Origin of the sequence: Neptuniibacter sp. SY11_33 (assembly GCF_047778025.1) — a bacterium.
GTDB lineage: Bacteria > Pseudomonadota > Gammaproteobacteria > Pseudomonadales > Balneatricaceae > Neptuniibacter.
Window position 1 is genome coordinate 2,977,229 of sequence record NZ_CP180543.1, and the last position, 21,154, is coordinate 2,998,382.

The 21,154-nt window shown below is 45.1% G+C and carries 17 protein-coding genes, 2 tRNA genes and 3 rRNA genes; 3 read left to right on the forward strand and 19 right to left on the reverse strand.

Going from position 1 to position 21,154, the window contains the following annotated elements:
• Positions 1 to 63: 63 nt before the first annotated feature.
• Positions 64 to 1,014 carry a prolyl aminopeptidase gene (gene pip, locus ACMXYV_RS14050; protein ID WP_415889088.1) on the forward strand — a complete coding sequence of 317 codons (951 nt, stop codon included), beginning with the start codon at positions 64 to 66 and terminating at the stop codon, positions 1,012 to 1,014.
• 27 nt (positions 1,015 to 1,041) lie between these two features.
• Positions 1,042 to 1,479 carry a D-aminoacyl-tRNA deacylase gene (gene dtd, locus ACMXYV_RS14055; RefSeq protein ID WP_415889089.1) on the forward strand — a complete coding sequence of 146 codons (438 nt, stop codon included), beginning with the start codon at positions 1,042 to 1,044 and terminating at the stop codon, positions 1,477 to 1,479.
• Positions 1,480 to 1,490: 11 nt separating this feature from the next.
• Here the strand turns inward: dtd and ACMXYV_RS14060 are convergent, their stop codons facing one another.
• Together ACMXYV_RS14060 and ACMXYV_RS14065 are read right to left on the reverse strand one after the other, a co-directional pair.
• Positions 1,491 to 2,174 (reverse strand): tRNA-uridine aminocarboxypropyltransferase, encoded by a 684-nt coding sequence (locus ACMXYV_RS14060; RefSeq protein WP_415889090.1) that lies wholly within the window; start codon positions 2,172 to 2,174, stop codon positions 1,491 to 1,493.
• Positions 2,171 to 2,668, reverse strand: coding sequence for a hypothetical protein (locus ACMXYV_RS14065; RefSeq protein ID WP_415889091.1), 498 nt, complete (start codon positions 2,666 to 2,668; stop codon positions 2,171 to 2,173). The genes ACMXYV_RS14060 and ACMXYV_RS14065 overlap by 4 nt, the downstream gene beginning before the upstream one ends.
• A 153-nt stretch (positions 2,669 to 2,821) precedes the next feature.
• Here ACMXYV_RS14065 and ACMXYV_RS14070 point away from each other — a divergent pair, with 153 nt between their 5' ends.
• A complete protein-coding gene (locus tag ACMXYV_RS14070; protein WP_415889092.1) occupies positions 2,822 to 3,664 on the forward strand; it encodes an HDOD domain-containing protein in 843 nt (280 codons plus the stop codon).
• A gap of 158 nt (positions 3,665 to 3,822) precedes the next feature.
• Here the strand turns inward: ACMXYV_RS14070 and rrf are convergent.
• The 17 genes from rrf to hscA all read right to left on the reverse strand — a co-directional run bounded on the left by rrf (position 3,823) and on the right by hscA (position 21,148).
• Positions 3,823 to 3,938, reverse strand: a 5S ribosomal RNA gene (gene rrf / locus ACMXYV_RS14075).
• 142 nt (positions 3,939 to 4,080) lie between these two features.
• Positions 4,081 to 6,968, reverse strand: a 23S ribosomal RNA gene (locus ACMXYV_RS14080).
• A gap of 217 nt (positions 6,969 to 7,185) precedes the next feature.
• A tRNA-Ala gene (locus ACMXYV_RS14085) sits at positions 7,186 to 7,261 on the reverse strand.
• Between the two features lie 24 nt (positions 7,262 to 7,285).
• Positions 7,286 to 7,362, reverse strand: a tRNA-Ile gene (locus ACMXYV_RS14090).
• 68 nt (positions 7,363 to 7,430) lie between these two features.
• Positions 7,431 to 8,971, reverse strand: a 16S ribosomal RNA gene (locus ACMXYV_RS14095).
• Together the 16S, 23S and 5S rRNA genes with 2 tRNA genes alongside form the textbook arrangement of a ribosomal RNA operon.
• A gap of 602 nt (positions 8,972 to 9,573) precedes the next feature.
• Positions 9,574 to 10,419 (reverse strand): glutamate racemase, encoded by an 846-nt coding sequence (gene murI / locus ACMXYV_RS14100; RefSeq protein WP_415889093.1) that lies wholly within the window; start codon positions 10,417 to 10,419, stop codon positions 9,574 to 9,576.
• On the reverse strand, positions 10,416 to 11,861 hold the full coding sequence (gene der, locus ACMXYV_RS14105; protein WP_415889094.1) for a ribosome biogenesis GTPase Der: 1,446 nt from the start codon (positions 11,859 to 11,861) through the stop codon (positions 10,416 to 10,418). Before der ends, murI begins: the two co-directional genes overlap by 4 nt.
• 87 nt (positions 11,862 to 11,948) lie before the next feature.
• Complete coding sequence (bamB, locus tag ACMXYV_RS14110) at positions 11,949 to 13,100, reverse strand: outer membrane protein assembly factor BamB (RefSeq protein ID WP_415889095.1); 1,152 nt, start codon at positions 13,098 to 13,100, stop codon at positions 11,949 to 11,951.
• Positions 13,101 to 13,760, reverse strand: a complete 660-nt coding sequence (locus ACMXYV_RS14115) for a YfgM family protein (RefSeq protein ID WP_415889096.1) — start codon at positions 13,758 to 13,760, stop codon at positions 13,101 to 13,103.
• A 53-nt stretch (positions 13,761 to 13,813) separates the two neighbouring features.
• Positions 13,814 to 15,049: a histidine--tRNA ligase gene (gene hisS, locus ACMXYV_RS14120; RefSeq protein WP_415891450.1), complete on the reverse strand. Its 1,236-nt coding sequence runs from the start codon at positions 15,047 to 15,049 to the stop codon at positions 13,814 to 13,816.
• A gap of 47 nt (positions 15,050 to 15,096) precedes the next feature.
• A complete protein-coding gene (locus ACMXYV_RS14125; RefSeq protein WP_415889097.1) occupies positions 15,097 to 16,086 on the reverse strand; it encodes a RodZ domain-containing protein in 990 nt (329 codons plus the stop codon).
• Complete coding sequence (pilW, locus tag ACMXYV_RS14130) at positions 16,083 to 16,850, reverse strand: type IV pilus biogenesis/stability protein PilW (protein ID WP_415889098.1); 768 nt, start codon at positions 16,848 to 16,850, stop codon at positions 16,083 to 16,085. The genes ACMXYV_RS14125 and pilW overlap by 4 nt, the downstream gene beginning before the upstream one ends.
• 12 nt (positions 16,851 to 16,862) lie before the next feature.
• Complete coding sequence (gene rlmN, locus ACMXYV_RS14135; RefSeq protein ID WP_415889099.1) at positions 16,863 to 17,996, reverse strand: 23S rRNA (adenine(2503)-C(2))-methyltransferase RlmN; 1,134 nt, start codon at positions 17,994 to 17,996, stop codon at positions 16,863 to 16,865.
• Positions 17,997 to 18,074: 78 nt separating this feature from the next.
• Positions 18,075 to 18,482, reverse strand: coding sequence for a nucleoside-diphosphate kinase (ndk, locus tag ACMXYV_RS14140; RefSeq protein ID WP_067869919.1), 408 nt, complete (start codon positions 18,480 to 18,482; stop codon positions 18,075 to 18,077).
• Positions 18,483 to 18,721: 239 nt separating this feature from the next.
• Positions 18,722 to 18,922, reverse strand: coding sequence for a Fe-S cluster assembly protein IscX (gene iscX / locus ACMXYV_RS14145; RefSeq protein ID WP_415889100.1), 201 nt, complete (start codon positions 18,920 to 18,922; stop codon positions 18,722 to 18,724).
• A 10-nt stretch (positions 18,923 to 18,932) separates the two neighbouring features.
• The gene (gene fdx, locus ACMXYV_RS14150; RefSeq protein WP_415889101.1) at positions 18,933 to 19,271 is read right to left on the reverse strand and encodes an ISC system 2Fe-2S type ferredoxin; all 339 of its coding nucleotides are present in this window, start codon (positions 19,269 to 19,271) and stop codon (positions 18,933 to 18,935) included.
• The gene (gene hscA, locus ACMXYV_RS14155) at positions 19,271 to 21,148 is read right to left on the reverse strand and encodes a Fe-S protein assembly chaperone HscA (protein WP_415889102.1); all 1,878 of its coding nucleotides are present in this window, start codon (positions 21,146 to 21,148) and stop codon (positions 19,271 to 19,273) included. Before hscA ends, fdx begins: the two co-directional genes overlap by 1 nt.
• Positions 21,149 to 21,154 lie beyond the last annotated feature (6 nt).

Genomic DNA, 21,154 nt, shown 5'->3' on the forward strand with positions numbered 1-21,154 from the left:
AGCTCTGACACAACTAGCTCACTATACTTAAAAGTTAGGACGTCAATCTGTGCCGGAGGCTATATGCGCATTCCCTACCCTGAAATACATCCCTATAACGAATTTCAGCTAAAGGTTTCTGATACCCACAGCCTTTACGTAGAGGAAAGTGGCAACCCTCAAGGTATTCCAGCTTTATTTATTCACGGCGGACCAGGCGGCGGGACTGCCCCAGCTCATCGCAGCTTTTTTGATCCAGAAAAATATCGGATCATTTTGTTTGACCAACGAGGTTGCGGCAAATCCACGCCTCATTCAGATCTCACAAATAATACGACCATGGATCTAATAGCAGACATGGAAGCAATCCGAAAACACCTGAATGTAGATAAATGGTTACTATTCGGTGGTTCGTGGGGATCAACCCTAAGCCTTCTCTACGCACAAGCTCATCCAAATCGCGTTTCCGGCATGATTCTAAGAGGAATATTTCTCTGTCGAGATCAGGATATCCAGTGGTTTTATCAACGTGGTGCAAGCGCTATTTTCCCCGACTATTGGAAAGAGTACGAACAGGTCATTCCTAGCACTGAACGAGACGACATGCTCAAAGCCTACTACAAGCGCTTAACCTCAACTAATGAAATCGCTCGTATGTCTGCAGCAAAAGCATGGTCTATTTGGGAAGGTAGGTGCTCAACTCTAGATCCAAACAACGATATAGTTGATCATTTTGCAGATCCCCATATTGCGCTAGCTATGGCGAGAATTGAAGCACATTTCTTTATAAATAAAGCCTTTATAGAACCTAACCAAATCATTGATAATTGCGCACAGATTTCAGAAATCAAAACAGTGATCATACATGGCCGCTACGATATGGTTTGTCCGATAGAACAAGCTCAAGCCCTCTATGACGCTTTACCAGAATCAGAGTTTCATATCGTACGGGATGCAGGCCACTCAGCGTTTGAACCTGGCATTACTGACAACCTTATTCATGCAACAGATAACTTCGCCATCTCATTGGCATAAAACGTACGGACACAAGAAAAACAGGATATGAAAGCACTAATCCAACGAGTCAAATCGGCAAGCGTCGAAGTCAACGCTGAAACCGTAGGCAAAATTGAACAAGGTATTTTATTACTACTAGGTGTAGAGAAAGATGATACTGAAGCAGATGCCAACAAACTTCTAAAGAAAATACTTGGTTATCGCATCTTTGCTGACGCAGAAGGAAAAATGAATCTCAACCTACAACAAATCAATGGTGGACTACTCGTAGTCTCTCAATTCACGATTGTTGCAGACACAAAAAAAGGGTTACGCCCAAGCTTTTCTTCAGGCGCATCACCAGAGCATGGTGAAAAACTATATAACTACTTTGTAAAGCAGGCTGAGCAGAAACACACGGAAGTAGAGACAGGAATTTTTGCTGCTGACATGACCGTTTCGTTAGTCAATGATGGACCGGTTACATTTTGGCTGGAAAGTTAATACTGGACCTATCAAACCTGTAAAGCGAGCTGACAGGCCTTTAAGCGCCTCTTTTCTTCCGCCTCATCGTCAAGCGGTCGATTTAGTCTCGCTGCCCGATAATGGCTATTAAAAATAGCGAAATAATCTGACATTATTTCAGCCCCTTTTTGGTCACCAGCCAGCTTTAACATTTCGGCAGCTACTTCAGCAGTACACAATTGCCCAGCGACAGCCGCCTTACGCAACTTATACTGAGAGGTTGAGGTAATTTGGGGTTGGATAACAGGAAGGTGATCCAAATAACGGCTATGCCTAAACATACGCCTAGCTTGACGCCAAGTACCATCGAGAATGATAAAAACCGGCTTTTTCCCAGGCTTAAGCTCAAAATCAACCATTCTAGCCTGATAGTCATCACCTTCTGGAAAGACGATGTAAGGATCTATAGCGTCATGATTAATTGCTTTGAGCAGGTCTTTACCAGGCTCTGTCCTTGACCATTTGAATCGCTGCGTGCCAGCAATGCAGTCCTCAATAAGACGCCCAGTATTAGTTGGCTTGAATGTTTCATCATGATGCATAAGTAAGTAGAAACTCGCTAAAGCATCGTACTGAATCTTGTAATCACAAATACAAGCGCGAACAGACAAAAGACAAGACTGGCAACGCTGGGTTTTAGATCCACGCGCAACGAAAGGTTTAGGTTTATTCATTGTAGGGTTTGAGGCTGATTAAAAGATTGGAACAATTCTGCCGCAACACCCCAATCGAGGCCAACGGCACCACGATGTAAAAGATGGAAGATCTGATGAAGCTCTTGATAGCTAAGAACACTAGCAGCAACAGGCTCATCACCGCCAGAAAAGAATAAAAGCTTATATTGCCCTTCGTGATGACTAATATCCAAACGACTTAGTAGTAGCGCACTTTCAGCCGTAACTTGAGCGCTTTCACGCTGAACCTGAAGAGCTTGCTGAGCATCCTCATGATGAAACTGAGCCATATGCATCTTTTGTTGAACTGGTGCATCCGCTATTTCAGAAACAGTCTTTTCCAGTAAGCCTTGGACAGCGTCAAGCAAACGTAGAACCAGTTTTCGGGTGAGCCAAAAATCTATTCTCTGCTGGCCATTACTCAGATTACCTACCAGAAGAATTCGATCTTCCAGTTGATCATAATTAAAAGTAAAAGCAGCAATATTTAACATCTAATGCCTCATTTAACTGAAAAAAATAAATGTTACGACAAAGTATGCTAGCCAGATAATTAGTCTAAGCTAAGCTTTTGAATACAATTAAAAATTGTCAGCTATCATTGAATAAAGTAAGTTGTATTTTAACAACTATTTGAGAAAGACTGTATGCCTCATGTTTCTGAACAATCAACAAGCTATCTTATACCTGCTCGTCCAGAGGTACTAATCAGTATTACTGAGGCCCTAAGACAGTCAGACCCTGATATCAAAGGGATCTGTAATTTGATCAAACAGGATGTGGCTTTATATAGCTCAGTTATCGCAACAGTTAACTCATCGTATTTTGGAATTCGGACAGAGATAACTTCTGTTGAACGCGCAGTTGCACTTTTGGGTATCAAACGTGTGTTCAACATTGTACAACTAGCGGCATTGAAAAATAGCCTTTCCGCCGTAGGCCCCATGGAGAGATTTTGGGATACAGCAACAGAAGTGGCTCGTATTACCGCAGCTTTAGCAAATCAGTTTACCAACTTAGATCCCGACGAAACCTACACTCTGGGTATGCTACACGACAGCGGCATTCCTCTATTAATGCAGGCGAAACCAGAATTTAAAGATAAACTAAGAGAACTCAATGGAGCAAGTCTCACTGAGATAAATGAGCAAGAACTCGCCCTATATGGCGTTAGCCATTATCAATTAAGTTCCGAACTAGCCAGAAAATGGAATATTGGCGAATCAACAGCCGAAGCCATTGGCCGACAACCCTATTACGAGAAGACCTTCAAAGAACCCGCTGATGAAAAAGAGGCAATGCGTTTAAAGCTATGCATGCTTCTTCTAGCACGAGATATAAGCGATGCTTACCGACACTTTTGGCGTATACCTGATCCTAAAGAAGAAGCGATCAAGATTATGCCTGTCTTGAACTTCCTCGGAATTAGTGACTTCGACTACGCCGACCTTAAAGAAGACATTGTAAGTACACTTAGCCTACAACAATAAATACCTTCCATTACCAATTACTAGTTGCTAGTTGCTAGTTGCTAGTTGCTAGTTGCTAGTTGCTAGTTGCTAGTTGCTAGTTGGAGAGTGTATTGGTTTAGATAGCGCATAAAGCAAAAACCCCTGACCGTTTCCGATCAGGGGTTCTTTAATTAAATGCTTGGCGATGACCTACTCTCACATGGGGAAGCCCCACACTACCATCGGCGATGTTGCGTTTCACGTCTGAGTTCGGGATGGATTCAGGTGGTTCCACAACTCTATGGTCGCCAAGCAAAACTGTTACAACTTAGATCTGATTCTTCTTTTATTTGATCTAGATAAGCTTTCGACTGTAGCTCTACTACGCGCTAATTCGTTACTCTCTATCGTCTTACATATCTTACAAGTCACTTGCCAAACGCCTTGGGCGTTATATGGTCAAGCCTCACGGGCAATTAGTATTGGTTAGCTCAACGCCTCACAGCGCTTCCACACCCAACCTATCAACGTCGTAGTCTTCAACGGCCCTTTAGGGGAATCAAGTTCCCAGTGAGATCTCATCTTGAAGGAGGCTTCCCGCTTAGATGCTTTCAGCGGTTATCCCGTCCGAACGTAGCTACCCGGCAATGCAATTGGCATCACAACCGGTACACCAGAGGTTCGTTCACTCCGGTCCTCTCGTACTAGGAGCAACTCTTCTCAAATCTCAAACGCCCACGGCAGATAGGGACCGAACTGTCTCACGACGTTCTAAACCCAGCTCGCGTACCACTTTAAATGGCGAACAGCCATACCCTTGGGACCGGCTTCAGCCCCAGGATGTGATGAGCCGACATCGAGGTGCCAAACACCGCCGTCGATGTGAACTCTTGGGCGGTATCAGCCTGTTATCCCCGGAGTACCTTTTATCCGTTGAGCGATGGCCCTTCCATACAGAACCACCGGATCACTAGAACCTACTTTCGTACCTGCTCGACGTGTCTGTCTCGCAGTCAAGCACCCTTCTACTCTTGCGCTCATTGCATGATTTCCGACCATGCTGAGGGTACCTTCGTGCTCCTCCGTTACTCTTTGGGAGGAGACCGCCCCAGTCAAACTACCCACCACACAATGTCCCCGATCCCGCTTAGGGAACTGGGTTAGAACCTCAACATTACCAGGCTGGTATTTCAAAGGTGGCTCCACTCTATCTGGCGACAGAGTTTCAAAGCCTCCCAGCTATTCTACACAAGTAATGTCAAAGTCCACTGTGAAGCTGTAGTAAAGGTTCACGGGGTCTTTCCGTCTAGCCGCGGGTAAACTGCATCTTAACAGCTATTTCAATTTCACTGAGTCTCGGGTGGAGACAGTGTGGCCATCGTTACGCCATTCGTGCAGGTCGGAACTTACCCGACAAGGAATTTCGCTACCTTAGGACCGTTATAGTTACGGCCGCCGTTTACCGGGGCTTCGATCAAGAGCTTCGCGCAAGCGCTAACCCCATCAATTAACCTTCCGGCACCGGGCAGGCGTCACACCCTATACGTCCTCTTTCGAGTTTGCAGAGTGCTATGTTTTTAATAAACAGTCGCAGCCACCTGGTATCTTCGACCGGCCTCAGCTTAGGGAGTAAATCCCATCACCAAAACCGGCGCACCTTCTCCCGAAGTTACGGTGCCATTTTGCCTAGTTCCTTCACCCGAGTTTTCTCATACGCCTTAGTATTCTCTACCTGACCACCTGTGTCGGTTTAGGGTACGGTTAGTCATAACCTGAAGCTTAGAGGATTTTCCTGGAAGCATGGCATCAACTACTTCAGTCCATAAAGGACCTCGTCATCGGTTCTCGGTCTTAGAAGAGTCCGGATTTACCTAAACTCTAAACCTACAACCTTAAACGCGGACAACCAACGCCGCGCTAGCCTAGCCTTCTCCGTCCCCCCATCGCAGTTATGAGCAGTACAGGAATATTAACCTGTTTCCCATCGGATACGCTCTTCAGCCTCTCCTTAGGGGCCGACTCACCCTACCTCGAATAGCGTTGGATAGGAACCCTTGGTCTTCCGGCGGGGAGGGTTTTCACCTCCCTTATCGTTACTCATGTCAGCATTCGCACTTCTGATACCTCCACGGTGCCTTACAGCTTCCGCTTCAACAGCTTACAGAACGCTCCTCTACCATGCACAAAGTGCATCCGTAGCTTCGGTGTTATGCTTAGCCCCGTTATATCTTCCGCGCGGGCCGACTCGACTAGTGAGCTATTACGCTTTCTTTAAAGGGTGGCTGCTTCTAAGCCAACCTCCTAGCTGTCTAAGCCTTCCCACATCGTTTCCCACTTAGCATAAACTTTGGGACCTTAGCTGACGGTCTGGGTTGTTTCCCTTTCCACGACGGACGTTAGCACCCGCCGTGTGTCTCCCGTGATTGAACTCATGGGTATTCGGAGTTTGCATCGGGTTGGTAAGTCGGGATGACCCCCTAGCCGAAACAGTGCTCTACCCCCCATGGTTAGACACGAGGCACTACCTAAATAGTTTTCGAGGAGAACCAGCTATCTCCGAGTTTGATTAGCCTTTCACTCCTATCCACAAGTCATCCGCTGGCTTTTCAACGACAGTCGGTTCGGTCCTCCAATGCATGTTACTGCATCTTCAACCTGCCCATGGATAGATCACTCGGTTTCGGGTCTACTCCTAGCGACTGGACGCCCTATTAAGACTCGGTTTCCCTACGGCTCCGCAAATGCTTAACCTTGCCACTAAAAGTAAGTCGCTGACCCATTATACAAAAGGTACGCAGTCACCGTCCTAAAACGGCTCCCACTGCTTGTACGTACACGGTTTCAGGGTCTATTTCACTCCCCTCACAGGGGTTCTTTTCGCCTTTCCCTCACGGTACTGGTTCACTATCGGTCAGTCAGGAGTATTTAGCCTTGGAGGATGGTCCCCCCATATTCAGACAGCGTTTCACGTGTGCCGTCCTACTCGATTTCACTTTAAAAGGTTTTTCACATACGGGGCTATCACCCACTATGGCCACACTTTCCAGAGTGTTCTGTTAAACCTAATAAAGCTTAAGGGCTAATCCCCGTTCGCTCGCCGCTACTTAGGGAATCTCGGTTGATTTCTTTTCCTCTGGGTACTTAGATGTTTCAGTTCCCCAGGTTCGCCTCTAATAACCTATGTATTCAGTTAAAAGATACCTATAAATAGGTGGGTTTCCCCATTCGGAAATGTCCGGATCAAAGCTTGTTTACCAGCTCCCCGAACCTTATCGCAGGTTACAACGTCCTTCATCGCCTCTGACTGCCAAGGCATCCACCGTGCACGCTTAGTCACTTGACCATATAACCCGAAGGCGTCTGGAATCACAGTAACTTGTATTGCTAGTAACGATAGATTTCGCCGAATTGGCGCATGCAGTAAAACTACATGTCTTAAATCTAAATCAAATGAATCAAATCCAAATTGTTAAAGAGCGTTTAAAGCAAAAAAGCTTTAAAAGATAATGTCTTACATGACAATATGTTTTAAAACTCTTCCTTTCTCATCCCAAGGATGATGGTGGAGCTATGCGGGATCGAACCGCAGACCTCCTGCGTGCAAAGCAGGCGCTCTCCCAGCTGAGCTATAGCCCCAAGAAAAACAGTAAGGCTATTGATTGGTAGGCCTGAGTGGACTTGAACCACCGACCTCACCCTTATCAGGGGTGCGCTCTAACCAGCTGAGCTACAAGCCTACACCGTTGCTCTTAACTTCTCTGATCAGATAATTCGTGTGAACGCTTGCCGAGAATCGGCTTTCGTTTAAGGAGGTGATCCAGCCCCAGGTTCCCCTAGGGCTACCTTGTTACGACTTCACCCCAGTCATGAACCACACCGTGGTAACCGCCCTCCCGAAGGTTAAGCTAGCTACTTCTGGTGCAATCCACTCCCATGGTGTGACGGGCGGTGTGTACAAGGCCCGGGAACGTATTCACCGTGGCATTCTGATCCACGATTACTAGCGATTCCGACTTCATGGAGTCGAGTTGCAGACTCCAATCCGGACTACGACCGGTTTTGTGAGATTAGCTTACCTTCGCAGGTTTGCAGCCCTCTGTACCGACCATTGTAGCACGTGTGTAGCCCAACTCGTAAGGGCCATGATGACTTGACGTCGTCCCCACCTTCCTCCGGTTTGTCACCGGCAGTCTCCTTAGAGTTCCCACCATTACGTGCTGGCAAATAAGGACAAGGGTTGCGCTCGTTACGGGACTTAACCCAACATTTCACAACACGAGCTGACGACAGCCATGCAGCACCTGTCTCTGCGTTCCCGAAGGCACCAAGCTATCTCTAGCAAGTTCGCAGGATGTCAAGAGTTGGTAAGGTTCTTCGCGTTGCGTCGAATTAAACCACATGCTCCACCGCTTGTGCGGGCCCCCGTCAATTCATTTGAGTTTTAACCTTGCGGCCGTACTCCCCAGGCGGTCTACTTATCGCGTTAGCTGCGCCACTAAAAGATCAAGTCTCCCAACGGCTAGTAGACATCGTTTACGGCGTGGACTACCAGGGTATCTAATCCTGTTTGCTCCCCACGCTTTCGCACCTCAGTGTCAATATCGGTCCAGGTAGTCGCCTTCGCCACTGGTGTTCCTTCCTATATCTACGCATTTCACCGCTACACAGGAAATTCCACTACCCTCTACCGTATTCTAGATTGGCAGTATCAGGTGCAGTTCCAAGGTTGAGCCCTGGGCTTTCACATCTGACTGACCAATCCACCTACGCGCGCTTTACGCCCAGTAATTCCGATTAACGCTCGCACCCTCCGTATTACCGCGGCTGCTGGCACGGAGTTAGCCGGTGCTTCTTCTGCAGTTAACGTCACAGCTGCACGGTATTAACGTACAACCTTTCCTCACTGCTGAAAGTGCTTTACAACCCTAGGGCCTTCTTCACACACGCGGCATGGCTGCATCAGGCTTGCGCCCATTGTGCAATATTCCCCACTGCTGCCTCCCGTAGGAGTCTGGACCGTGTCTCAGTTCCAGTGTGGCTGATCATCCTCTCAGACCAGCTAGAGATCGTTGCCTTGGTGAGCCATTACCTCACCAACAAGCTAATCTCACGCAGGCTCATCCAATAGTGCAAGGTCCGAAGATCCCCTGCTTTCCCCCTTAGGGCGTATGCGGTATTAGACCAAATTTCTCTGGCTTATCCCCCGCTACTGGGTAGATTCCTACGCGTTACTCACCCGTCCGCCACTCGTCATCAACTAGCAAGCTAGTCATGTTACCGTTCGACTTGCATGTGTTAGGCCTGCCGCCAGCGTTCAATCTGAGCCATGATCAAACTCTTCAGTTTAAATCATTGTTGTTACCAGGAATGTGGTAACGGGCTCTAGTACTAAACAACCGGATAACATTCTTAAGAACGTTAAACCTTTGTAAATCGCTTTAAATGAATTCACTTGGTTGCTTGTCTAGAAAAAGCTTGCTTCTTCTCAACAAGCGCCCACACGAATTATCTGATCAAATTGTTAAAGAGCGTTGCTTTTTGACTCTCCGCTGACTCAGCGTTTCGTCTCAAGCGAGGCGCATATTCTACTGCGCGCTCATTCAAAGTCAACCGTTTATTTTGCAATTTTGTAAAAACTATTTACTCAGCAAACGAACTTTGAATCCTGATCCGTAAGCAACCTAAAAAACAAACGTTTTCAATCACTTACTGAACACCTTGTTTGGCTCTGTAACCCCTTAAAAAGTGGCCTCCCCAAGCAAGGACGGCGAATTATAGAGACTTCCCGAACAACGTCAACAGCGCATGGTAAAAAAAGTGAAAAAAGTTGTAAAAAACTTACAAAACACCACGAATCGATCAAGGACCGATCAGCAGCGTATAAATACTAGTCAATTGATACAAAAAAGGCGCTGAGTTTTACTTCAGCGCCTCTTATATAGTGCATTTTAGTCTGGTGTATTGAAATGCTGGATATCCACCAGTTGTATTTCACCAACATCAATACTCTCGGTAAAAAAGTTGGGCGCTACTCGAGCAAACCTTAAAGGATCGTCTGTAACGAGGAACTCAACTTCGCCCTTTTCTGTGGATATGTTAAGAGCCCCCAATTCAGCCAATGTTCTCTCAACGGCTTTTGCTGTAGTTTCAGCAGAATCCACCAAGCTAACATCTTCACCCATAACCGCAGCTATACTGGATTTTAAAGCAGGAAAATGTGTACAACCTAAAACAAGAGTATCAATTTTACCTAAGCCTCTATGCTTAAGTGGCTGAAGGCACTTATCTACAATCCGCTCCACTAATTCACCTTCATGCCAACCTTCTTCCGCCAAAGCTACAAATAAGGAGCAAGCTTCTGCTGAAACAGATGCTTCAGGATTTAGTTTGAGAATTGCGTTTTGATAGGCTTGGTTATTAACCGTACTCTCGGTTGCGATAATACCTATATTGTTATTACGCGTTACTTCACAACCTGCTTCAGCACCTGGACCTACTACACCCATAACAGCTAGCTGCGGAAAAATTGCTTGTAAAGGCTCAACAGCAACCGCTGAAGCAGTATTACAAGCAATTACCAAAAGCTTTATTTTACGCTCCACCAACGCAGTTGCTGCTTGCTCTGCATATCGGGTTACTGATGCAGCGCTTTTAGTTCCGTAAGGAACCCTAGCAGTATCACCTAGATACAGAAGGTTCTCTGAAGGTAAACGCTTCCTAAGCGCATTTAGTACAGTCAGTCCACCTACACCTGAATCAAATACGCCTATAGGAAGTCTAGAATTGTCGCTCATTTTTTGTACTTAGCTTTTTTCTTTTTATTCGCTTTTTTCAACTGCCTTACGTGATCACGGAAACGCTCTTTTTTAGCCAATTGACGACTACTAAGCAGATTTTGCTTTCCTTCAAAGGGGTTTTCACTCGATTTAAATTCAAATCGAATTGGCGTGCCTTTAATACCGAGCACCTGAATAAACTTATTTTCCAGATAACGCTTGTAAGAACCTGGTAGAGATTTTGTTTGATTACCGTGAATCACGATTACTGGTGGGTTAGAGCCACCTTGGTGTGCATAACGTAATTTAATGCGGCGACCTTTAACCATTGGAGGCTGGTGATCAGCGACCACATCTTCTAGTAATCGGGTTAACTTACTCGTTGACCACTTCGCCATTGCATATTCATATGCTTCATCGACTGAGTCGTACATATTGCCAACATTACTTCCGTGCAATGCTGAAATAAAATGCATTTCAGCAAAATCGGCAAATTCTAGCTTTCTTTCAATTTGCTCTTTTACTTTTGCTTTCTCATCACCTGTCATGCCATCCCACTTGTTTAGTGCGATGACCATCGAGCGACCGCTATCGATGACAAAGCTGAGCATGTGCATATCTTGCTCAGTAACACCTTCTCGAGCATCAATCACAAACACAACGACATGAGCATCATTAACTGCTTGAAGTGTCTTAACGATAGAGAACTTCTCTGCCGCCTCTGTAATATTCTTACGTCGACGCACACCCGCCGTATCAATTAAGGTGTAGTTTTTCTCATCCCTAATATATGGAATGTAAACACTATCACGTGTTGTTCCAGCCTTATCAAAGACAACAACACGATCCTCACCTAGCATACGGTTAACCAAAGTAGATTTACCTACATTTGGGCGTCCAACTACCGCGATTTTAATACTCTTATCGACTTCATCCATGGTTTCTTGTGTTTCTTCCTCAACTTCAGGAAGCTCCTCAAGAACCATTTCAATTAATTGAGTTACACCACGACCATGTGAAGCAGCTATAGGGAATGGCTGCCCGAAACCTAATTCGTAGAAATCAGCGACGACTACATCAGGGTTTAAACCATCAGTTTTATTAACAACAAGATAGAATGGCTTATTACTGCGACGAAGGTAATTCGCAATCATTTCATCTGCTGGGTTAATACCAGCCCGGCCATCTACGATAAATAGCACTACATCCGCTTCTTCCACTGCCTGAAGGGACTGCTTTGCCATTTCATAATCAATACCTTGTTCATCACCGGTAATACCCCCGGTATCAACAACAATGTAATCCTGTTCTTCATTTGCCAATCGACCTTCACCGTATTTTCTATCACGGGTCAAACCTGGCAAATCAGCAACCAAGGCATCTCGAGAACGAGTTAGACGATTAAACAAAGTAGATTTGCCGACATTTGGTCGACCAACTAGCGCAATTACCGGAAGCATTTTACTCACCCCTGCTTTAAGTGCAGGTAAAAACAAAAACGGCGGCTATCTGCTCAGCAAATAGCCGCCTGAAAATTTATAATCTAATTACTGCAAACTTAGGGCAGCTAATCGACCACCATTAGTTAGCACATATAGAACATCATCTTTTACGACCATATCACCATAGACACCTGATGAGTCTAGTTTATGACGCGCAATAAAGCGGCCATCAATCTGTGACAGGAAGTGGATGTATCCTTGACGATCAGCCACTGCAATTTCAGAACCTAAAGAAACAGGTGCAGTGATGCTTCGATATTGAAGTTTGGTTTGACGCCATACACTAGCGCTACTTCCTCTATCGAATGCTTGTACAGAATCATCAGCTTCACTTACGTAGATATTACCAAAGCCTTCAGCCATTGAACGGTAGCTTGATACATCCTGTGCCCATACAACCTGAGCTCTAAATGGGTTAATCGCCACTAAACGTCCCTGATAACTCGTAACGTATAACATGCCGTCAACAAGTAAAGGGCGACCATCGATATCGACCATACGCTCTAATTCAGAACGACCTTGCGGAAGCGCGACACGATTTTCCCAAATTGGAATACCTTTTTGGTTATCTAACGCAACCAACTTACCACTGGCCAAACCAGCAAAAGTCACATCGCTTGCTACGATTGGCGTACTTGTACCACGCAGAGTAAGTCTTGGAACTTGGCTATCGTAAACCCAACGCCTCTCACCCGTACTAGCTTCAAACGCAACGATTTTACCATTGATCAGCTGAATAACTGCTAATTCTGCATTAAACTGAGTCGCTGATGTTGCCTCCGAGCTAACTTTACCACGCCATAACTCATTACCATTATCTGCAGCAAGAACGATCACCTCGCCTTCATCGGTAGTAACAGCAACTTTGCCGAATTTGGCACCCACACCGCCAACAATCGACTGTTCTAGCTCAACCGCCCAGCGCTTCTTACCTGTTTCTAAATCAAAAGCTGTAACAGAACCGTCGGCATCCGCCGCAAAAATAGCGTCATGATCGATAGCTGGCTGAAACTGATGGAACTTCCCCTTCATACCCGAACCGGCTGAAGTTGACCAAAGAACCGATACTTTTTTCTCTGCATCAAATGATTCTAACGGTGTAGGCTCTATCTCTTCGCCATCATCACCCCAAAACCCGCAACCACTGACAACAGCAGCCAACAAACCAACAGCAGTTACACGAACAAGGCTCTTCATTTAACTATCCTCAGATGCCAAGTCATTAAGTTTCATTTCCAAAATAGGTCGAGAACCTTCTTGACCTGCCGCTGCAACCGCGACTTTGTAGGCTGAACGAGCTTTATCTGCATCACCCTTTTGTAAATACAGATCACCTTTTAGCTCTTCAATCGCAACTTTATAACCACCTACTGGCACAGTAGCAATAAGCGTCAGCGCTTTATCTACGTCACCTTGAGCAGCAAGAATGCGCGCTTTACGCAGATTAGCTAAGATAAACATAGATTCTGTTGGCTGATTTTTAAGCAACCACTCCAACTCTGCTAGCGCTTTTGGCAACTCATTATTATCTGCAGCAACACGCGCCATGATTAGCGCTGCATAATTAGCATATGCAGTACCTTCATAATCATCTTTTAGCTGCTGACTCAAATGAGTCGCAGTAGCCATTTGAGCTTCATCCTGTTGAGGTCCTACTGCACCTACAACTGCTTCTAGAAGGTTCTGATACAGGATAGAGGCATTTTCAGCTTGAGCAGTTTGTTGATCCTGCCAGCCTTTCCATCCCAATACAGCAGCCAATGCCACAGCAACACCTAAAATTAGAGATTTGCCGTTTTCATTCCACCAGCTTTTGAGTGCCTGGACCTGCTCTTCTTCGGTGCGTAATTCTGCCACCTTTAACTCCTGTATCTAATAAACTTTAACGTTCGTATTATTACTAATCAGACTTATCTTAGACTGCTGATCTTATCGACAATTTGCTCTTCATCAAGATCGAATGAAGGCTCTTTGTCGTACCAAATTGCGCCAGAAAGTTGCTGATTATCGTTTGCTTTAAGCAACAGAACAATAGGCGCACCCGTTTGCTGCGCTTTTTGGCTGATATTTTTTAAACCACCACAGTGAATACGGACCCTTAAACCGTGGAACTGATCACGTAGTTTATCCGCAAACAATACGATTCGCGATTGAATACCTTTCTCTTCAGCAGCCACATAAAGATCAAAGGGCTGCTTCACACTTTCAGGTATCAGATCTAATGTCTCCAACAATAGAATCAGGCGTTCAACACCCATTGCAAAACCTACGGCAGGTGTTGGACGTCCACCAAGCTGTTTAACCAAGCCATCATATCGTCCACCTGCACATACTGTACCTTGAGCACCTAATTTCTCGGTAACCCACTCAAAAACTGTTTTGCAGTAATAATCAAGACCACGTACTAGACGAGGATTAATCTCATAGGCGATACCGGCCTCATCTAACATTGCGGTTAATTCAGCAAAGTGCGTTTTCGACTCTTCATCCAGATAATCTGTCAGAACTGGGGCTGCATCAAGTAACGCCTGCGTATTTTGATCTTTACTATCCAGAATACGTAGCGGGTTGGAGTCAAGACGGCGCAAACTGTCTTCGTCCAACTGATCCTTTCTTTCTTCTAAGTATTCCACAAGTGCAGCTTTATAATCCGCTCTTGCCTCATTACTTCCTAGAGAATTTAATTGCAGCGTTACTGAATCGAGAAGCCCTAAACGTTTCCATAGACGAGCACTTAGCATGATAACTTCAGCGTCAATATCAGAAGACGCCATACCAAATGTCTCTACGCCAATTTGATGAAACTGACGATAACGGCCTTTCTGTGGGCGTTCATAACGGAACATAGGCCCTTGATACCAAAAACGCTGCATCTGATTGAACAGCAAACCATGCTCCTCTGCTGCTCGGACACAACTTGCGGTACCTTCTGGACGTAACGTTAAGCTTTCACCATTACGATCTTCAAAGGTATACATCTCTTTTTCTACGATATCAGTAACCTCACCGATAGATCGCTTAAAAAGATTTGTTTGTTCAACCACAGGCATACGAATTTCACTGTACCCGTATGCTGATAAAACATCTTCAACTGTTTTTTCTAGGTACTGCCATACTGGCGTTTGCTCAGGCAGGATATCATTCATCCCGCGAATGGCTTTAATCTTGGCCAAAACGAAAACCTTAATTTAAATTATTCTGCTACCGGAAGGGTCAAGCGGACAATATTCTTACGTGTGTGAGGATCTAGATTAAGAGCTTTACCATTATAGTTAACACTAGATACAGCATCTGCAGCCCCGATCAAAATATTCAACGGTGGCTTACCCGTCACATTAAGACTTTGCCCTTTACCTCTTAAATTATTAAACAGAGTCTTGCCATTAGCATCTTTGATTGACACCCAACACTCTGCAATAAAAGAGGCGCTAAAATTCACTTCACTTAGGTCAGCCACAGAAGATGCAGGAACAGGCGCAGGCACTGGCAGAGCTTCAGCTTCTTCTGAAGCTTGAGCTTCATTCTGCTCAATCGCTGTTTGCAACTTTTTAATTTCTGCTGCAGTTAAATATTCAGGTTCAGCTTCAGATTGCTCTTCTGCAAACACCTGCTCCTCTACTGAATCAGAAGCAAGCTGATCATCTAATTTTGGTAACACTAACTGCGCTGTGCCGCCGTCTAATGCTACAACCGCATCTTCGGCCTGGTCTGGCAATGGTTCTAATTGAGTTGAGCTTTCTTCTGTAGGGGTTATATCTTCTAAAGACCCACCATGTTGAGTCTGCCACCACCATAAAATTAAACCTATAAGAGCGATGACAATGAGCCAAGTTGAAATTTTCATCACCGGATGATTCATCTCGACTTGCTGACGGACACGACTTACTGGGCGGATTTGACCTTTCCCACCCTCACCATGAATCGCCTCAAATTCCGAAACCAGTTGATCATCATCCAAATGAAGCAGTTTAGAATAAGCGCGGATGTAGCCTTTAGCAAAAACAAGGCTTGGCAAGCCTTCTAAGCTACAAGCTTCCAGTTGACTGATATAGTGTGCAGGTAAATTAAGATCTGTCGCTACCTGCTCAATACTTAAGGATAGATTTTCACGTGCTGTGGTTAAACGCGCTCCCCACTCTTCTGCCAATACTTCGGGCAAACATTCCTGCTGTTCTGTGCTCAACGAGTGGACTCCTTATATTCCTGATACTCTTTTGATTCAGGAAATAAATTCTTCAATATCAAAGCGTATGTAGCTGCACGGGATGCATTACGTTCTTCTCTTGCTAGACGAATACCAACCCAAAGGCTTTTAGCGTAATGCTCAACCCTACGGCTTTCAACAAGCGCTAAGAATTTTTGAAACTGTTTATCTGCTTCAGGATAGTTTCCTTCAGCAAGCAATATTTCAGATAACTCAACCATAGACACCGGTCTATTAGCGGTAACCTGAAGCGCGCGCTGGAAAGCATGCTTGGCTGCATCTTCACGATTCAGGTAGCGATAGCAACGACCTAAATTTTCAAATGCTTGGGAACGACGATTATAAAAAGGATCCTCAGTCGCTCTTGCCAACGCTTGGCACGACTCTTCATAACGCCCTTTTGCAAACAAAAATGCGCCGAAATTATTGTGCATCATTGCTGATGAAGGCTCAAGTGCGGTTGCTCGGCGGAAATATTTTTCTGCCAAAGCATCATCGCCTTCAATCTGAAAGGCTAAAGCTATGCCGTTATGAGCTTCAGCATAACCCGAGTTTATCTCAATCGCCCTCTGAAATGAGGTTTTAGCGTTTGAAGTATCGCCTGATTGAAGATATTCAAACCCTAAGCGGGAATAAGCCTCGTGGGCCTGAGTTTTTTCGCTATTTTTGGAGGAGCCTTTAGTTGCACACCCTGCAACGACTAGCACCATTAATAAAGCGAGTACCAGTTTGATTCCTCTCACGCGCTATCCCTCTTATTGCGTATTTTGCGACACCTGCTGTTCTTCTTGGACAACAGGAATATATTTTTGGCTGCGTCGAGTTTTATCTGCTACTTGTCCCACTAACTGACCGCAGGCTGCATCAATCTCATCACCACGCGTACGTCGTACTGTAGTTACAATTCCACCATGAACGATTACTTCTTTAAATGCCAGAATTCTTTCTTCTGATGGACGTTCATAGCCCGAATTCGGGAATGGATTGAACGGTATTATGTTCAGCTTCGATGGCATCTTACGCAGAATTTTTAATAACTGCTTCGCGTGTTCAGGCTTATCATTCACGCCGTTAATCAACGTATATTCAACGGTAATAACACGCTTATCATTTAAATTTTCAAGGTAACGGTTACACGCAGCTACTAATTCTTTGATAGGATAACGGCGATTAATTGGAACCAAAATATCTCGCAGATCATCATTTGGCGCATGCAGGGATACAGCCAAAGACACATCCGTCACATCTTTTAACTTATCGATAGCCGGTACAACACCTGCTGTTGATAACGTTACTCGACGCTTAGAAAGACAGTATGCATTGTCTTCCATCATTAAAGTCATCGCATCGACAACATTTTCAAAATTCATTAAGGGCTCGCCCATACCCATCATTACAACATTGGATACCACGCGCTGCGAGGTCGTGTTGTAATCACCATAAGAGCGAATCGCAATCCGAAGCTGCCCGATAATTTCAGCCGCCGTTAGATTACTGTTAAAACCTTGCTTACCTGTAGAACAAAAACTGCAGTCAAGAGAACACCCCACCTGGGAAGAAACACAGAGGGTCTTCCTTTCACCATCAGGGATCAATACAGCTTCTACACTGGAGCCACCTTCCGTGCGAATAACCCACTTACGAGTTCCGTCCTTAGAAGTTTTTTCCATAAGCACTTCAGGCTCACGGATCTCAGCAACCTCCGCCAATTTTTGACGCAGCGCTTTGCTGATGTTTGTCATCTCTTCAAAATCAGAAGCACCAAGCTGATGAATCCATTTCAGCACTTGAGTCGCTCGGAATTTCTTTTCCCCAATTTCCTCAAAGAAAGCTTCCATCTTTGTTGGAGATAAACCGAGTAAATTTACTTTTTTAGTGGATTCAGTCATGGATGACAGGTACTCATAATTTGTAACAAAATCAGGCTGCCCATAAAAAGTCTAGATTACAGACAGCCCAAACGGTAATTACTTACCGAAGAAGTATGCGATTTCGCGCTCAGCAGAAGCTGGAGAGTCAGAACCGTGTACAGCATTTGCGTCGATAGACTGTGCAAAATCGCGACGGATAGTGCCTTCAGCCGCTTCTTGCGGGTTAGTTGCACCCATAAGTTCGCGGTTAAGAGCGATTGCGTTTTCACCTTCTAGAACCTGAACAACTACAGGGCCAGAAGTCATGAATTCAACTAGATCACCGAAGAAAGGACGCTCTTTGTGCTCAGCGTAGAAACCTTCAGCTTCTTCTTTAGAAAGCTGCTTTAGTTGCATTTCAACGATTTTAAGACCGTTAGACTCGAAACGAGAAACGATTTTACCGATAACATTTTTAGCAACAGCATCAGGCTTAATGATAGAGAACGTACGTTCTAGAGCCATTGTTTTAACTCCCAAAATTAAAATAAAAGAAATATCTAAAAACCAGCACAGCGATACCTACGCACAATTAAACAAAAATCACGCATAAACTTAGGCAGCTGAAAATAGGCTTTTAGATAGCCCCTCGAAATCAGCGCGCAATTATACGCCACTCTTCTAACAGAAGACAGTAGCTAATATTAGCGCCCATAACCAAACAAACCCGGCAAGCCGGGTTTGTTTCAAAGCACGAAATGGAATTAATCCATCTCCTCTATCCAAGCCATCTGAATCCCTTCCAGAATTTTTTCACCACAACGTTCTGGATCATCATCAAATTCTTCGAGATCCATTACTTTCTGGTAGAGATCAGGGAAGCTAATTACCATTGGGTCCTGATCTGGATATTTTTCAGATAACTCAATAGCGATATCTAGAACATCTGTCCATCTAAGACTCACAACCAGCTCCTCAGTGTCGCTCTGACACTTGGTTAATTGTGTATTTTGGAATTTCAACAACCAAATCTTCTTCAGCAACTACAGCCTGGCAACTTAAACGAGACTCAGGCTCTAAACCCCAAGCTTTATCAAGCATATCATCTTCAAGCTCATCCGACTCTTCCATAGAATCAAAGCCCTCACGCACAACCACGTGACAGGTAGTACACGCACAAGATTTTTCACACGCGTGTTCAATATGAATGCCATTCGCAAGCGCCGCATCGCAAACTGTTACGCCTGCTTCAGCTTCAATCACTTTACCCTCTGGGCATAAATCATCATGTGGCAGAAAAATAATCTGCGGCATTACTCACTCTCCCCAAGTTCATCAACACTATGCCCCTGCAGCGCCTGTTGAATATTATAATCCATACGGCGTGCAGCATATTCATCAGATGCTTTTGATAAAACAGAGATCCCCTGTTCAATCGCACTCACATCACTACCCTGGCGAATATTTACCAGAGTTTCTATTTCATTTTCTAACTGAGACTTTTCACCTTCACTCAGTAATTTATCACCATCCGCAGCTAGAGCATCTTTCAAAGATACGATCAATCGATCAGCTTCTACCTGCTGCTCCCTCAATGCACGCGCGTCTTTGTCTTCTGCAGCATTGAGATACGATGATTTCAGCATCTCGGCAATTTCACTATCACCCAAACCATAAGAGGGTTTTACCTGAATACTGCTTTCTACACCCGATGTCAGCTCTTTTGCCTCAACACCAAGCAAACCATCAGCATCAACCTGGAATGTTACGCGAATCTTAGCCGCGCCCGCCGCCATCGGAGGGATTCCTCGTAAGACAAAACGTGCAAGCGATCGACAATCCTGAACTAATTCACGCTCACCTTGGACAACATGAATCGCCATGGCCGTTTGACCATCTTGGTAAGTAGTAAATTCTTGTGCACGCGCAACCGGGATAGAAGTATTCCGATGAATAACCTTTTCAGTTAGACCACCCATCGTTTCAAGACCCAACGATAGAGGAATAACATCCAGCAACAACATATCGCTATCTGGCTTATTACCGGCTAGCACATCGGCCTGAATTGAAGCACCTATAGCAACAACACGATCCGGATCTATATTGATATGCGGTTCACGACCAAAGAACTTCTGAACCTGTTCGCGCACTAGTGGTACACGAGTCGAACCTCCCACCATGACGACTTCAAGTACTTCATCTGTTGATACGCCTGCATCTTTCAATGCACGGCGACAAGCACGAGTTGTACGTTTTACTAATGGCTCTATAAGAGAATCAAAACCTTCACGCGTTACCACTAGCTCATGACACTCAGATCCAAGTTCTAAAACAACGCTAACTTGAGACTTTTCTGTTAGAAGCTCTTTAGTTTCTTTAGCTTTCTCTGTCAGGTAACGAGAAGCATGACTATCGATTTGCTCAAGCTGAAGCTGTTCAGCAAACCATTGCGCCAGCACAAGATCAAGATCATCGCCCCCTAAAGCACTGTCACCGCCAGTAGACAATACTTCAAAAACACCTTTATTTAAGCGCAATATCGAGATATCAAAAGTACCACCGCCAAGATCATAAACAGCAATAACACCTTCTTTACCTTCATCCAAACCATAAGCAACTGCGGCTGCAGTCGGCTCATTAAGTAGACGGAGCACTTTGATATTGGCAATTTTAGCAGCGTCTTTTGTCGCTTGACGTTGAGCATCATCAAAGTACGCCGGCACAGTAATAACCGCACCAACCAACTCACCACCAAGCGCTTCTTCAGCACGTTCTACTAAGCTGCTTAGGATATCTGCCGAAACCTGAACAGGACTCTTATTACCTGCAGCCGTGCGAATGTATGGCATACCGCCATCTTCAGACACAAAGTGATATGGAGCTTCATCACCCAGCGCTTTAACATCAGCAACACCACGCCCCATAAGACGTTTAGCAGAAATGATTGTATTGTATGGATCTTCGGACGCGTGTGCGCGAGCTTCGCTACCTACTTGGGAGTTACCACAAGGAAGATAACGCACAACGGAAGGCAATAAGTGTTCGCCCTCAAGATCAGGTAAAGTAACCGCTTCACCACTCTTTACCGATGCCACTAGAGAGTTGGTCGTACCTAAATCAATACCTACTGCCAACTTATGCTGATGTGGAGCTTCACTCTGCCCCGGTTCTGCTATCTGTAATAGCGCCATATATTT